We start from the raw sequence: 13,963 nt of genomic DNA, 5'->3' as shown, positions 1-13,963 counted from the left end.
GATGTGCATCCTTCGAGTGAGAAACGATGTGCAGCGGCTTCGTGAGAGGGTCAACAATGCACTGGCAACTGAACTGCGCACGTATTCCTCTGTGTGTTGCGCTCTGAGGGTGTTTGCATCGGTAAATTCAATACCCAGAAATTCAACGAAAAGGAACTGCCGATCAGAGAGGTCATTGTCGATAGGGCCCTTATAGGGAAGAGCGCATGCCGCGTGCGCTTTGATGAGAACCCTCTGTTTATGTCAGCGTTGCGGTTTGACGTCAGCGGGATCAGACGGCAAAGCTCCATCTCCATTGAGCCATAGGCGCTTTTCCCTGCGCCGTTGTACAGAGGAGGGGATGTTCATCGCCTCGCGATATTTTGTAACGGTGCGCCGGGCAACATTGATGCCGGTTTCCTTCAGCCGCGCGGCGATGTCATCGTCGGAAAGCACGTGACCGGCGGATTCTTGAGCAACTATTGCTTTGATCCGATGACGGACAGCTTCGGCGGAGTGCGCGTCACCACCTTCGCAGGAGGCAATCGCGACAGTGAAGAAATACTTCAGTTCAAACACCCCGCGTGGAGTAAGCATATACTTGTTCGAGGTCACCCGGCTCACTGTCGACTCATGCACGTTGATCGCTTCAGCGACAGTCCTCAGATTGAGGGGCCGCAGGTGGGCGACGCCGTGCCGGAGGAAGGCATCCTGTTGGCGCACGATTTCAGTGGCAACCTTGAGAATCGTCTGGGCTCGTTGGTCGAGGCTGCGAATTAACCAGTTCGCGTTTTGCAGGCATTCGTTCAGAAATGCCTGATCTTTCGAATTCTGGGCTGTGTGTCGCGAGACTTCAGCGAAATAGGTTTGATTGATCAAAACCTTGGGCAGCGCCTCTGGATCAAGTTCGATCTGCCACCCACCTCCGGGCGAGGGCGTGACCAAGACGTCGGGTATGATGGGTTCAGGCGCTCCGGATTGGAATCGGTTGCCGGGCTTGGGATCGAGCGCACGGATTTCATGCAACATCTCAAGGAGGTCGTCTTCATCAACGCGGCAATGCTGCTTCAGTGCCTGAAAATCACGTCTCGCGACCAGGTCAAGGTGGGTGATCAAAGCGGCCATCGCCGGGTCGAACCGGTCTCGCTGGCGCAACTGGATCTCGAGACATTCGCTGAGGGTGCGAGCAAAAATTCCGGGTGGATCAAAGTGCTGCAATGTTGCAAGAACACGTTCCACATCCGGCTCGCCGACGTTCAGCATGCCGGCGAGTTCCAAAAGATTCGCCGGAATATAGCCGGTGTCTTCCAGATGGCCTGCAAGCTCGGCGGCAATCAGCCGTTCCTGTGGTGTGAAGGCGGTGAGCGCGATCTGACTAGCTACGTGATCGTGCAATGTTTCGGTGCAGGCGGCAAACTCTTCCAGCGCAGGGCGATCACTCGCCGGAAGGTTCGTCGTATTGCGCAGCGATTTCCATTCCCCCAGTCGCTCGGCGGACGCCGCGCTCGTCGGCCTGTCAATGTCTTTATCGGGTTCGCCGGTGGACTGCTCTGCCGAAATCGGAACGTCGCTAGGAGCTTCACCGTCGTTTGGAGCAGGCTCCAAAAGAGGATTTTTCTCGAGTTCCTGCTCCACGAATTGATGCAGTTCGACGCGAGCCAGTTGCAGCAGGCGGATCGACTCAATGAGCTGAGGCGATGCCACCATCGATTGCTTCTGGCGTTGAAGCAGCCTTGCCGAGGACAGCATGTTGAGCGCGAAACTCCGTTCGAGGAGACACTTGGCCGTGTGTTGGGGCTGCCAGACGTTCACTCGGTCATGCGGCTGCCTTCAGTGTTTCAAGAACGTTTTGCGGGGATGAAACCTCATAGGGATCGGTCTCGCAGTTGTCGGAGAAGCCTTTTTCCTCAAACCACTGCTCCACCGCGCCGTCGTTGATCAAAGCCGCATAGCGCCAGGAGCGCATTCCGAAACCGAGATTGTCCTTGGCCACCAGCATGCCCATTTTGCGGGTGAACTCGCCTGAACCGTCCGGGATGAGCTCGACCTTCTGCAGCCCCAAAGACTTGCCCCACGCATTCATGACGAAGGCATCGTTGACGGAGAGGCAGTAGATTGCATCAATTCCTTCCTTCTTGAACTCGTCGTAGAGCTTTTCGAAATTGGGCAGTTGGTAGGTCGAGCAGGTCGGGGTGAAGGCGCCAGGAAGCGAGAACAGGAGGACCCGCTTGCCACCAAAATAGTCGTCGGATGTCTTGTCTTCCCAGCGGTATGGATTCGGTCCCTCAATGGAATCATCGCGAACACGCGTGCGAAATGTTACGAAAGGAACTTTCTTCGTGATGGTCATCAATTAACTCCTGCTAGACGAAACCTGGCATGGCTTCTCGGTTTGGCCGACACAACGTCGACTCGGCAGACATGCCGGACGTGAGATGAAGGCCTTCGCGGCTTCCAAATCGCTTTTCCATCCGGTGGTACGGGAGGGCATTGGCCCACCCCTTCGTCATCCGAACGGCCGAACCGATATGAGTGATTTGGGCAGATCGAGCAACCGTTTTGCGGCAAGTAGCGATGGGCTGGCAGTGTTCGAGGAGAAACACGTGGCGATCAACAGTGCCGATGTCGAAGCAGGCGTGTGGTGCCGCAACTTTGGCGTCGCGCAAGAGTCTCGCTTCACGAAAGTGGCTCTGGCTATTGCAGATGGTTACCAGTGGCGCGCCGACGTCGGTTGGGGTGATCCTTTGATGCACTGCTTTGGGATCCGCATGCCGATGAGGATCGGCAAGCGGCAGTTGGTCCAACGCCATACGTTTGGATTTCGGGCCCCGACCACACCTGCGCAGAAAAGCCAGCGAGCATGGACGCCTGGAGGCACCGACCTCTCGATGTTTATCCGCAACAGGCACCGTCGGCTTAAGCGGTTCTCTGCATTCACCCATGCCTCGCTCTCCGCTTTGTTTGTGGTTCGATGGCTCTCATGAGCTGGCGCAAATGCCGTGCCATCTGGCTTGCAGCAGGAAAGGAAGCGATCTTCACCTTGAGCAGAAAGAACTGCTCTCGGAGACGCGATGGAGAAAAGCCTTCCATCTGAGGCGGCGATCACATCGGAATCAACGTGTAACATTCAAAGCCGCCAGTGCTCGGGAAACATGAAAAGCGTTTCCAGCCGACGGATCGACGGAACCTTCTTGTGTCAGAAGGTGGACGCAAATGTCGGAAGCTCTACCAAGCCGACGGGCCGGGCTCCGGCTGCTTGATACTCAGGGCTTATGGAGTGACCGCTCTTTCAGTCTAGCCGGCTGAGCCTACCGTAAGCACAAAGCCCGTTCAGGCCGAGACAATATGGCTGTCCTATTCAACACTGTGCGACATGTTTCGTTGGTGTTGTCAGGTCCGCGACATAGGCTGAGTTAGTCACGTCCCCGTATTTTGCTGAGGCCAAATAACTGAAAAGGAAGAACAAAAAACTTTCTTCGATGCGTCACTAAAATTGGCATGAGTTTTGAACCCTACGTTACGAGGCGGCAAAAGCTGCCGACCGGCATTCGTATCGCGGCAGCCGCGATGAATGGAACGAAGGAAGGAAAGCTACATGTCAGGTCTGCGTCAGATCGCCTTTTACGGCAAGGGCGGCATCGGCAAGTCCACCACCTCCCAAAATACCCTCGCCGCCCTTGTCGACTTGGGGCAGAGGATACTTATCGTCGGCTGCGATCCCAAGGCCGACTCCACCCGCCTTATCCTGAATTCGAAGGCGCAGGATACCGTGCTGCACCTTGCAGCAGCAGAAGGTTCGGTGGAAGACCTTGAACTCGAGGATGTGCTCAAGATCGGCTACAAGGGCATCAAGTGCGTGGAGTCAGGCGGACCCGAGCCGGGCGTAGGCTGCGCCGGCCGCGGCGTCATCACCTCGATCAACTTTCTCGAGGAGAATGGCGCCTATGATGATGTCGACTATGTTTCCTACGACGTGCTCGGAGACGTGGTGTGCGGCGGTTTTGCAATGCCGATCCGCGAGAACAAAGCCCAGGAAATCTACATCGTCATGTCCGGCGAGATGATGGCGCTCTATGCCGCCAACAACATCGCCAAGGGTATTTTGAAATACGCCCATTCGGGCGGCGTGCGGCTTGGCGGCCTGATCTGCAACGAGCGCCAAACGGACCGCGAGCTCGACCTCGCCGAAGCGCTGGCTTCCAGGCTCAATTCCAAGCTCATCCATTTCGTGCCACGCGACAATATCGTTCAGCACGCCGAGCTCAGGAAGATGTCGGTGATCCAGTATGCGCCGGATTCAAACCAGGCCGGGGAATACCGCGCGCTGGCCGAGAAGATCCATGGCAATTCGGGCCAGGGCACCATCCCCACCCCAATCACCATGGAGGAGCTCGAGGACATGCTGCTCGACTTCGGCATCATGAAGACAGACGAGCAGATGCTTGCCGAGCTTCAAGCCAAGGAAACGGCAAAGGCGGCTGCACAGTAAACAAGCGATGTCGACTCGAGGTGTGGCCTTGACCTGGCGCGCCTTCGAAACAAAGGCGCCTCGCCGGTGAGGCGTCACGCGAACCTTGAAAGGGGTCCCATGAGCCTGGAATATGAAAATGACGGTGCTCTCCACGCGAAGCTTATCGAGGAGGTGTTGTCCCACTATCCCGACAAGACGGCGAAGCGCCGCAAAAAGCACCTCAACGTAGCAAAGAGCGGGGACGAGGCCGGCGAGGAAGGGGAGGTCCTTTCCGAATGTGACGTCAAATCAAACATCAAATCCATTCCCGGCGTGATGACCATTCGCGGCTGCGCCTATGCCGGCTCAAAAGGCGTGGTGTGGGGTCCGGTCAAGGACATGGTCCACATCTCGCACGGCCCTGTCGGCTGCGGGCAATACTCCTGGTCGCAGCGCCGCAATTACTACGTCGGCACGACGGGCATCGACACGTTCGGGACAATGCAGTTCACCTCCGATTTCCAGGAGAAAGACATTGTTTTCGGCGGCGACAAAAAGCTGGAGCAGATCATCGACGAAATCGAAGAGCTTTTTCCGCTGAACAAGGGCATCACCGTGCAGTCCGAGTGCCCGATCGGCCTGATAGGTGACGACACCGAAGCGGTTTCACGCAAGAAGGCCAAGGAGATCGAAAAGACGATCGTGCCGGTGCGTTGCGAGGGCTTCCGCGGCGTCTCGCAGTCGCTCGGCCACCACATCGCCAACGATGCTATCCGCGACTGGGTGTTCGAGAAGAGGGCCATCGAGTTCGAGGGTGGCCCCTACGACGTGAACGTGGTCGGCGACTACAATATCGGAGGCGACGCGTGGGCGTCGCGAATCCTGCTCGAGGAGATCGGCCTGCGTGTGGTCGGCAACTGGTCGGGCGACGCAACGCTCGCCGAGATTGAGCGCGCACCGAAGGCCAAGCTCAATCTCATCCATTGCTACAGGTCTATGAATTACATCTGCCGGCACATGGAGGAAAAATACGGCATCGCCTGGATGGAATACAATTTTTTCGGTCCCTCCCAGATCGAAGCCTCCCTGCGCAAGATTGCCAAGCACTTTGGGCCGGAAATCGAGGAGAGGACCGAAAAGGTCATCGCCAAGTACCGACCCTTCGTCGACGAGGTCATTGCCAAATACCGACCGCGCCTGGAAGGCAATACGGTGATGCTCTATGTCGGCGGCCTGCGCCCTCGCCACGTCATCACAGCATACGAGGACCTCGGCATGGTGATCGTCGGCACAGGCTACGAATTCGCCCACAACGACGATTATCAACGCACCGCCCACTACGTGAAAAACGGCACGCTGATCTATGACGACGTCACCGGTTACGAGTTGGAAAAGTTCATCGAGGGGGTTCGTCCTAATCTCGTAGGCTCGGGGATCAAGGAAAAGTACCCGGTGCAGAAGATGGGCATACCGTTCCGTCAGATGCACTCCTGGGATTATTCGGGGCCCTATCACGGCTATGACGGCTTTGCCGTTTTCGCCCGTGATGTTGATCTTGCCATCAACAACCCGGTTTGGGACCTATTCGAGGCGCCGTGGAAAAGACGCCCAAGCCGGGGGCAGGCAATGGCTGCCGAATAGAACCTGGTCCGAGCCTGGCCTCCCAGGGAGACGATAAACCCCGCGATCCGCGGAAGACCTGAAACGTTCAATGTCCCTGTCCCGCGCCGCAGCGCGGTCAGATTCAAGAAGGGTGACCACCATGCCGCAGTCGGCCGAAAAAGTTCTCGACCACGCGCCCCTCTTCCGCGAGCCGGAATACAGGCAGATGCTTGCCGAGAAGAAGCTGAATTTCGAATGTCCGCACCAGGATCAGGTCATCGCCGATCAAGGCGAATTCACCAAGACGTGGGAATACCGCGAGAAAAACTTTGCGCGCGAAGCGCTTGTCATCAACCCCGCCAAGGCCTGCCAGCCGCTCGGCGCGGTATTCGCGGCCGCGGGCTTCGAGCGAACCATGCCCTTCGTCCACGGAAGCCAAGGCTGCGTGGCCTATTATCGCTCCCACCTGTCGCGCCATTTCAAGGAGCCTGCTTCGGCGGTTTCTTCCTCTATGACCGAGGACGCGGCAGTGTTCGGCGGACTGAAGAACATGGTCGACGGACTCGCCAACACGTATAAACTGTACGACCCGAAGATGATCGCCGTATCGACGACTTGTATGGCCGAGGTCATTGGCGACGACTTGCGCAGCTTCATCGAGAACGCCAAGGAAGAAGGCTCAGTCCCGCGCGACTTCGATGTGCCGTTCGCCCACACGCCGGCTTTCGTCGGCAGCCACGTCGACGGCTATGACGGTACGATCAAGGGCATTTTGGAACACTTCTGGAAAGGCCAGCAGCGAACGGAAGCCCAAGGAACGATCAACATCATTCCGGGCTTCGACGGCTTTTGCGTCGGCAACAACCGGGAACTCAAACGTCTGCTCGATCTGATGGGCGTGTCCTATACATTCATCCAGGATGCCTCTGACCAGTTCGACACACCATCGGACGGCGACTACCGCATGTATGACGGGGGCACGAAAATCCAAGATGTGAGGAACGCACTGAACGCCGAGGCGACACTTTCGCTGCAGCATTACAACACGCGAAAAACGTTGGAATATTGCGAGGCGGTCGGTCAGGCCTCGGCCTCGTTCCATTACCCGCTGGGCATCCAGGCGACGGACGAATTCCTGATGGAGGTCTCCGCGATCTCCGGTAAGGAGATCCCCGAGGCAATCCGACTGGAGCGCGGGCGACTTGTTGATGCCATGGCGGACAGCCAGTCCTGGCTGCACGGCAAGAAATACGCGATCTACGGCGACCCGGACTTCGTCCACGCCATGGCCCGCTTCATCATGGAGACAGGCGGCGAGCCGACCCACTGCCTAGCCACCAATGGCACCCCGGCGTGGGCGGACGAGATGAAGGCTATGCTTGCATTCTCCCATTTCGGCAGGGCGGCTCAAGTCTGGCCGGGCAAGGACCTGTGGGCGATGCGATCGCTGCTATTCACCGAGCCCGTGGATCTGTTGATCGGCAATTCCTATGGCAAGTATCTGGAGCGCGACACCGGAACGCCGCTCGTCCGGCTGACATTTCCGCTCTTCGACCGGCACCATCACCATCGCTTTGCGCTCATGGGCTACCAAGGCGGGCTGCGCGTACTGACGACCATCCTCGACAAGATCTTCGACAAGCTCGATCGCGAGACCAGCCAGACGGGAGTGACGGACTATTCTTATGATCTCACCCGCTAAGCATGTCTCCAGGAATGTGCGAACCAGTTTGCGGAGAAGTGATGCGTGAAACCCTGAGTGGGCGGAGCGGCACTGAAAGTCGCTATCGCTTTAGCAGTGGCGACCAACTCTTTCGGAGCCTGTCGCTTCCCGACGGACTTTGGAGACCAGCGTAATGTCCTCGCTCAATGCCAAAATTCAGGACGTCTTCAATGAGCCTGCCTGCGAGAAGAACCGCGGCAAGGATGCCCAGGCGCGCAAAAAGGGCTGCACCAAACCGCTGACCCCAGGGGCGGCCGCCGGCGGCTGCGCCTTCGACGGGGCAAAAATCGTGCTGCAGCCCATCACCGATGTCGCGCATCTGGTCCATGCACCGCTCGGCTGCGAGGGCAATTCCTGGGACAACCGCGGCACGGCTTCGTCTGGGCCGACTCTATGGCGCACGAGCTTCACGACCGATCTCACCGAACTCGACGTGGTGATGGGGCAGGGGGAGCGCAAACTTTTCAAAGCTATCCGCGAGATCAAGGAAGCTCACGCGCCGCCCGCGATCTTCGTCTATTCGACCTGTGTTACGGCCCTAATCGGCGACGACATCGAGGCCGTGTGCAAACGCGCGGCGGAGAAGTTCGGCTTGCCGGTGGTGCCGGTCAAAGCGCCTGGGTTCGTGGGCTCGAAGAATCTCGGCAACAAGCTTGCCGGCGAAGCGTTGCTTGATCATGTGATAGGCACGGTGGAGCCTGACGATGCCGGTCCGCACGACGTCAATATTCTCGGCGAGTTCAACCTCTCGGGCGAATTCTGGCTGGTGAAGCCGCTCCTGGATCGGCTCGGCATCCGGGTGCGCGCCTCGATTCCCGGCGACGCGCGTTACCTTGACGTTGCATCAGCGCACCGCGCCCGGGCAACCATGGTGGTGTGCTCGACCGCACTCATCAACCTGGCGCGCAAGATGGAGCAGCGCTGGGATATCCCGTTTTTCGAAGGCTCCTTCTACGGCATCACCGAGACCTCTGAAGCGCTTCGGCAGATTGCCAGACTGCTGGTGAAGAAGGGCGCAGATCCCAAGATCCTCAGCCGCACCGAGGCCTTGATTGCTGAAGAGGAGGCGATTGCCTGGAAGAAGCTCGCGGCCTACCGACCGAGGCTCCAAGGCAAGCGCGTGCTTCTAAACACCGGAGGTGTGAAATCCTGGTCGGTTGTTCAGGCGCTGATGGAGATCGGCATTGAGATCGTCGGCACCTCGGTCAAGAAATCAACGGTCGAAGACAAGGAGCGGATCAAGAAAATTCTCAGCCACGAGAACCACATGTTTGAGACCATGGCGCCGCGCGAGCTTTACGCAATGCTCTCAAAACGCCAGGCCGACATCATGCTGTCGGGCGGGCGTACGCAATTCATCGCGCTGAAGGCCAAGGTACCCTGGCTCGACATCAACCAGGAGCGCCACCAGCCCTATGCAGGCTATGAAGGCATGGTGGAACTCGTCCGCCAAATCGACCTAGCCATCCATAACCCGATCTGGCGTCAGGTGCGGGAGCCATCACCGTGGGAGTGCCAGGCCGCTCAAGGCGACGAGCCGTCGCAGTCCGCGACCGTCCAGGCTTTCAAATTCGCCGGCACCACGGCCCACGATTTCGGCGAGCGTTGAGGAAGCCTATGGTCCGCATCCTCCCCCAGACAAAAGCCGCGGCGGTCAATCCGCTGAAGTCATCGCAGCCGTTGGGTGCAGCCTTGGCCTTCCTCGGGATCGACGGCGCCATTCCGCTGTTCCACGGCAGCCAGGGGTGCACCAGCTTCGCGCTCGTGCTCTTCGTGCGGCATTTCAAGGAAGCCATCCCCCTGCAGACCACCGCGATGGACGAGGTGGCGACGGTCCTTGGTGGGGCGGATCATCTGGAAGAGGCGATTCTCAATCTCAAGACTCGTACAAATCCAAAGCTGATCGGAGTGTGCACGACCGCGCTGACGGAAACCCGCGGCGAGGATTTCGCGGGCGATATCGCTAGTATCAGGCTCAAACGCGCCGAAGAACTCGCGGGTACGGAGGTCGTACTGGCCAGCACGCCCGATTTCGACGGGGCGATCGAAGAGGGCTGGGCCAAGGCTGTCGCGTCGATGATCGAAAGGATTACGAGGCACGGCGCGCAGGCGCGTCGATCGAAGAAGATCGCGGTCCTGCCCGCCTCGAGCCTTACTGTGGCCGATATCGAGCATTTGCGTGAGACGGTTGAAAGTTTCGGACTCGAGCCGGTGATTGTGCCGGACGTTTCCGGGTCGCTTGACGGTACGGTGCCGGACCGCTGGGTCTCGACCAGCTATGGCGGTGCCAGCATCGAGGACATCCGCGAGCTTGGCACGGCCGTGCAATGCATTGCCATCGGCGAGCATATGCGTCGCCCGGCCGAGCTGCTGCACAGGTTGACCGGTGTACCTTACGTGCTGTTCCAGTCGTTGACAGGATTGAAGGGCGCCGACCGTTTCATCTCGCTGCTGTCTGCGATTTCCGGTGCGCCGGTTCCCGCCGCGGTGCGCCGTCGCAGGGCGCAGTTGCAGGATGCGTTGCTCGATGGGCATTTCCATTTCGGAGGGAAGAAAATTGCGATCGCTGCCGAACCAGACCAGCTCTACCAACTCGCGACGTTCTTCGTCGGCATGGGTTCCGAAATCGCGGCGGCGGTCACCACGACCGATATGTCGGAAATTCTGGAGAAAGTACCGGCGGACTCAGTTCAGATTGGCGATCTCGGCGATTTGGAAATTCTTGGCGTCGGCACTGACCTTCTGGTCACCCATTCCCACGGCCGCCAGGCCGCGCAGCACCTCGGCATCCCGCTCATGCGCGTCGGGTTCCCGATCTTTGACAGGCTCGGCAGCCAACACAAGCTCACAATCCTCTATCGGGGGACCCGCGACCTGATCTTCGAGGCTGCCAACATCTTCCAAGCCAGTCGGCATGCGCCGACGCCTGAGGGGCTTGATCCATTCCGCTACCGAGAAATGCCAGATGAACTCAGTTCGTCGCCTCTCGCTCGTGCCTGACGAAGCTCACGCATCGATGCCGCTAAAGCAACCCGGCGCTTTGCGCGTGGCGATCGCCACGCAAGACATGAAGAATCTCAACGCTCATTTCGGGTCGGCCAGGCGCTTTGCAGTCTACGACATGACACGCGAGGAGTGGCAGCTTGTGGAAGCCGTGGTTTGCGACGACGTTTCCGATGAGACCGGCAAGCATCGCAGCGAGGGCGATGATCGCATCACGCCGAAGGTGGAGGCGCTGAAGGGCTGTCATCTCCTGTTTTGCCTGGCTATCGGCGGACCTTCGGCGGCCAAGGTCATTTCGGCGAAGATCCTTCCGATCAAGGTGCCGCAGCCCCAAAGCATTCAAGAGGTGCTTTTGCGCACGCAGATGATGCTGAGGACGTGTCCTCCGCCTTGGCTGCGCAAGGTGCTGGCGGAGGCAGGCGTTGCCGAAAAGAAAACGTCCTTCGAGGATGAGGATTTCAAATGAGGAGCAGGCGAAATGTTCGATGCCGTTGTTAGCCCCGATATCGGCGAGATCGAAGCGGCCCTTGCCACCAAGTTCGTCAGATGCCTCGTGCGGCTGATCCGTGCCCAGGACTCCTTCGGATCGTGGGAAGGCAAATCGGACGCCGAGCTACTGGGAGACTTCGTCATCACCAAGCAACAGCGACGTGCGATCCCGATCATCGGCGATCCCGATCCTGATGTGCTGTGGAGGCTCAACATGTTTTACACGGCCGTCGGGCTTGCGATCGAAGAGCGCTCCGGCCTGATGGCATCGCCGATGATGGAGATCAGCCATGAGGGCTTCGGGCGCGTGATCTTCACGGCCGGGCGGTTGGTCGTTCTGTCGAAGACCCTTCGCGACGTCCATCGGTTCGGCTTCGAGACGTTGTGGAAACTCGCCGCGGCCGGAACGAAACTGGCCGGCGACGCCATCGCGGTCATTGAAGCCTATCCCGAGGTGGCGCGGGCATGATGGAACCGCTCTTTAAGCGCGATCATGCCGGGCCTTGAAGACGTGCCGTGGCCAGCCCACCCAACCGATGTGGTCGAGGCCGATTTGCTTGTTGGGATAGTGCCGATGAAGCCACTGGTCCTGATCTGTTCACAAGATACGGAGTTGTATCTGTTCCTCAGCCACATTCTGGAGGTGGATGGCTTCACGAGTGAACCGGCAGGCTGCATGCCGGAAGCACTTGCAGCGGCCGATGAGCGGGAACTCCAGGCGGTAGTACTGGATTGCGGGCCAGCAAGCGCCACAGGCCCCACAATCTGCGCCAGGCTCAAGAGGGAGCCCCGTACCGGCGGCCTTCCCATTGTTGCCCTCATCGCCCCCGGCGCTGAGAACCAGCACCTCGATTTGTTGAAGGCCGGCATAGACGAGAGCTTTGTGCGACCGATCGCGCCAGCCACGCTGCTCGACTGTCTACGGACGAAGCTGGCGCTGCCGAAGCCGGGTTCAAACGGAATTGAAAACAGCTGGCTCTGCTGCGGCAGCCTTGAGATGAAGCTCGATGCCTACCGAGTTCGGGGCAATGGCCACGACATCCATCTCGGACCGCTCGAGTTCAACCTGCTGCGGCATTTGCTCGAGGCTCCCGGAAAGGTCTTTAGCCGGGAAGAGCTGATCGACGCGGCCTGGCCGAACAATATCCACATCGGTGCACGCACCGTCGATGTGCATATCAGCCGGATCAGAAAGGCGCTGAAGGCGGCCTCCCCCGGCAGCGTGATTCGTACCGTCAGGTCGGCCGGTTATTCGCTGGAGAAGCCGGACGGCTGAATGGCGGCCGATGCGGTGCCACTTCCATTGCGGCGAGCTCAGGGCAAGTCTTGCGGCTTCGAAACGCGCCGGCAGGTACGATATGTTCAGAAAGAAACAATCAAATGGCTTTCAGAAGCGTACTCAGTGTGACTGGAGCTGACCACTCCGGTCAGGATGTCAAAACAGCTGCCAGCTTGTGTGCCGAAGTCGGCGCGTATCTTTCCGTACTGGTGATGTCGCCTCCGCCGCTCATTATGCCGTCTCCGCTGCTCGGCGATGGCATCCCCGAGTGGCCTGGACAACGCGCACAGGCCATCGCCAGACTGGACAAACGGTTTAGGCAGATCGAGAGATTTTCCCAGGACATGGCCAGACTGGAAAAAACATCCAGGGAAATTCAGACACTGCTGAGAGCCATGTGGCTTTGCTATGACGTCGATACCGACTACTGCGATGAGGCCACCATCGGTGAGGTGGTGCGAAGACGGGCGCTCTGCGCCGACCTGACAATCATCGGCCCCTCGCTTCTCAACGACGATAGGCTCGGACCTTTTGCTATCAACGGCAGTTTGTTCGATACGGGAAAGCCGGTGCTTGTCGTCCCAAGGGGCGCTGAGGCGACGCTGTCGCCGCGGCGCGTGCTGGTCGGCTGGGATTCGCGAGTCGAGGCGTCCCGCGCGGTTCGGGAAGCGCTGGATCTCCTATGCGGTGCTGAGGACGTTCGTGTCACCCTGGTCGATCCTGAGGCTACGTGCAACGGAAACGGCGCCGATCCCGGAGACGACATCGCTGCCTACCTCGCCCGGCATGGCGCCCGGGTGGCGGTTGACCGACTGCCGAGCCATGGCAAACCGGCGGCCACGGTGCTCGCGCAGCACGCAATCGACACGTCTGCCGATATGATAGTCATGGGCGCTTATGGCAGCCGGCGGCTCCGCGACCGCCTCTTCGGAGGGGTGACGAGATGGCTGGACGGCAACCCGCCAATGCCGCTGTTTCTGGCTCGCTGACGGGTGTCTAAAAACCGTAGTTTTGATCTCTCCTGCGATCGCTATGCCCATCCGAGTTCGACTTCCAGGCAAAAACGCCTAGTGGAACGTTAGCACCTTTGTCTGCGGGTGCAGGATGCTAGTGGCGATATCTACGTGGTAGGGTTCAGCGATAGTCGAAGCCGACCGCTATTGCGGTAAACTTTGGCCACGCTCGCCGGATAGCTGCGCCGGGCTGGGTTGCTGGGTGGCGGCCTCGTACCTTCCTTCGTGCCCGAGCCCCAGGCCGTAGGCGTGAGGTGCTCCAGTCTAAATCTAAGCTCCCGCCATGGCGAAGCTTCAGCCCCTCAGTCGGTTTTGCAGTGCCTGCCGATCGGCACGGAGCCCGTCGAGGTCCAGCTGGACTGGCTGCCCTGGTTGCGCCAATCGCCTAACCAGCTCGCGCGTGCCGTCCACCACAAAGACGCCGC

At 59.2% G+C, this 13,963-nt stretch carries 12 protein-coding genes; 10 read left to right on the top strand and 2 right to left on the bottom strand.

Annotated elements, in window-relative coordinates; translation table 11 throughout:
* Positions 1-243: 243 nt before the first annotated feature.
* Together rpoN and AC04SF_RS36090 are read right to left on the bottom strand one after the other, a co-directional pair.
* Complete coding sequence (gene rpoN / locus AC04SF_RS36095; protein WP_488481699.1) at positions 244-1,728, bottom strand: RNA polymerase factor sigma-54; 1,485 nt, start codon at positions 1,726-1,728, stop codon at positions 244-246.
* Positions 1,729-1,795: 67 nt separating this feature from the next.
* Entirely contained in the window at positions 1,796-2,329 is a 534-nt protein-coding gene (locus AC04SF_RS36090; protein ID WP_488481683.1) for a redoxin family protein, read from the bottom strand.
* Between the two features lie 85 nt (positions 2,330-2,414).
* Between AC04SF_RS36090 and AC04SF_RS36085 the strand changes: the two genes are divergently transcribed.
* From AC04SF_RS36085 to AC04SF_RS36040, 10 genes are all read left to right on the top strand, one after another.
* Positions 2,415-2,963, top strand: a complete 549-nt coding sequence (locus tag AC04SF_RS36085; RefSeq protein ID WP_488481682.1) for a hypothetical protein — start codon at positions 2,415-2,417, stop codon at positions 2,961-2,963.
* A 611-nt stretch (positions 2,964-3,574) separates the two neighbouring features.
* Positions 3,575-4,468 carry a nitrogenase iron protein gene (nifH, locus tag AC04SF_RS36080; RefSeq protein ID WP_488481681.1) on the top strand — a complete coding sequence of 298 codons (894 nt, stop codon included), beginning with the start codon at positions 3,575-3,577 and terminating at the stop codon, positions 4,466-4,468.
* A 99-nt stretch (positions 4,469-4,567) separates the two neighbouring features.
* Positions 4,568-6,070, top strand: a complete 1,503-nt coding sequence (gene nifD / locus AC04SF_RS36075) for a nitrogenase molybdenum-iron protein alpha chain (RefSeq protein WP_488481680.1) — start codon at positions 4,568-4,570, stop codon at positions 6,068-6,070.
* A gap of 121 nt (positions 6,071-6,191) precedes the next feature.
* Entirely contained in the window at positions 6,192-7,733 is a 1,542-nt protein-coding gene (nifK, locus tag AC04SF_RS36070) for a nitrogenase molybdenum-iron protein subunit beta (RefSeq protein WP_488481679.1), read from the top strand.
* A 154-nt stretch (positions 7,734-7,887) separates the two neighbouring features.
* Complete coding sequence (gene nifE, locus AC04SF_RS36065) at positions 7,888-9,363, top strand: nitrogenase iron-molybdenum cofactor biosynthesis protein NifE (RefSeq protein ID WP_488481678.1); 1,476 nt, start codon at positions 7,888-7,890, stop codon at positions 9,361-9,363.
* 8 nt (positions 9,364-9,371) lie between these two features.
* Positions 9,372-10,754 carry a nitrogenase iron-molybdenum cofactor biosynthesis protein NifN gene (nifN, locus tag AC04SF_RS36060; RefSeq protein WP_488481677.1) on the top strand — a complete coding sequence of 461 codons (1,383 nt, stop codon included), beginning with the start codon at positions 9,372-9,374 and terminating at the stop codon, positions 10,752-10,754.
* Entirely contained in the window at positions 10,720-11,223 is a 504-nt protein-coding gene (nifX, locus tag AC04SF_RS36055; protein ID WP_488481676.1) for a nitrogen fixation protein NifX, read from the top strand. Before nifN ends, nifX begins: the two co-directional genes overlap by 35 nt.
* A gap of 12 nt (positions 11,224-11,235) precedes the next feature.
* Positions 11,236-11,715 carry a NifX-associated nitrogen fixation protein gene (locus AC04SF_RS36050; RefSeq protein WP_488481675.1) on the top strand — a complete coding sequence of 160 codons (480 nt, stop codon included), beginning with the start codon at positions 11,236-11,238 and terminating at the stop codon, positions 11,713-11,715.
* Positions 11,716-11,739: 24 nt separating this feature from the next.
* Positions 11,740-12,522 carry a response regulator transcription factor gene (locus AC04SF_RS36045; RefSeq protein WP_488481674.1) on the top strand — a complete coding sequence of 261 codons (783 nt, stop codon included), beginning with the start codon at positions 11,740-11,742 and terminating at the stop codon, positions 12,520-12,522.
* A gap of 104 nt (positions 12,523-12,626) precedes the next feature.
* Positions 12,627-13,514, top strand: coding sequence for a universal stress protein (locus AC04SF_RS36040; protein ID WP_488481673.1), 888 nt, complete (start codon positions 12,627-12,629; stop codon positions 13,512-13,514).
* Positions 13,515-13,963 lie beyond the last annotated feature (449 nt).

This window comes from Mesorhizobium sp. CNPSo 4671, from assembly GCF_057784245.1.
This window is presented reverse-complemented; position numbering and strand designations above follow the sequence as displayed.

Bases quoted from the DNA above. Each gene is read 5' to 3' on its own strand.
- nifN (WP_488481677.1), top strand. From the start codon at position 9,372: ATGGTCCGCATCCTCCCCCAGACAAAAGCCGCGGCGGTCAATCCGCTG.
- nifK (WP_488481679.1), top strand. From the start codon at position 6,192: ATGCCGCAGTCGGCCGAAAAAGTTCTCGACCACGCGCCCCTCTTCCGC.
- AC04SF_RS36050 (WP_488481675.1), top strand. From the start codon at position 11,236: ATGTTCGATGCCGTTGTTAGCCCCGATATCGGCGAGATCGAAGCGGCC.
- rpoN (WP_488481699.1), bottom strand. From the start codon at position 1,728: ATGCTGTCCTCGGCAAGGCTGCTTCAACGCCAGAAGCAATCGATGGTG.
- nifE (WP_488481678.1), top strand. From the start codon at position 7,888: ATGTCCTCGCTCAATGCCAAAATTCAGGACGTCTTCAATGAGCCTGCC.
- nifD (WP_488481680.1), top strand. From the start codon at position 4,568: ATGAGCCTGGAATATGAAAATGACGGTGCTCTCCACGCGAAGCTTATC.
- AC04SF_RS36045 (WP_488481674.1), top strand. From the start codon at position 11,740: ATGCCGGGCCTTGAAGACGTGCCGTGGCCAGCCCACCCAACCGATGTG.
- nifX (WP_488481676.1), top strand. From the start codon at position 10,720: ATGAACTCAGTTCGTCGCCTCTCGCTCGTGCCTGACGAAGCTCACGCA.
- AC04SF_RS36040 (WP_488481673.1), top strand. From the start codon at position 12,627: ATGGCTTTCAGAAGCGTACTCAGTGTGACTGGAGCTGACCACTCCGGT.
- nifH (WP_488481681.1), top strand. From the start codon at position 3,575: ATGTCAGGTCTGCGTCAGATCGCCTTTTACGGCAAGGGCGGCATCGGC.
- AC04SF_RS36085 (WP_488481682.1), top strand. From the start codon at position 2,415: ATGAAGGCCTTCGCGGCTTCCAAATCGCTTTTCCATCCGGTGGTACGG.
- AC04SF_RS36090 (WP_488481683.1), bottom strand. From the start codon at position 2,329: ATGACCATCACGAAGAAAGTTCCTTTCGTAACATTTCGCACGCGTGTT.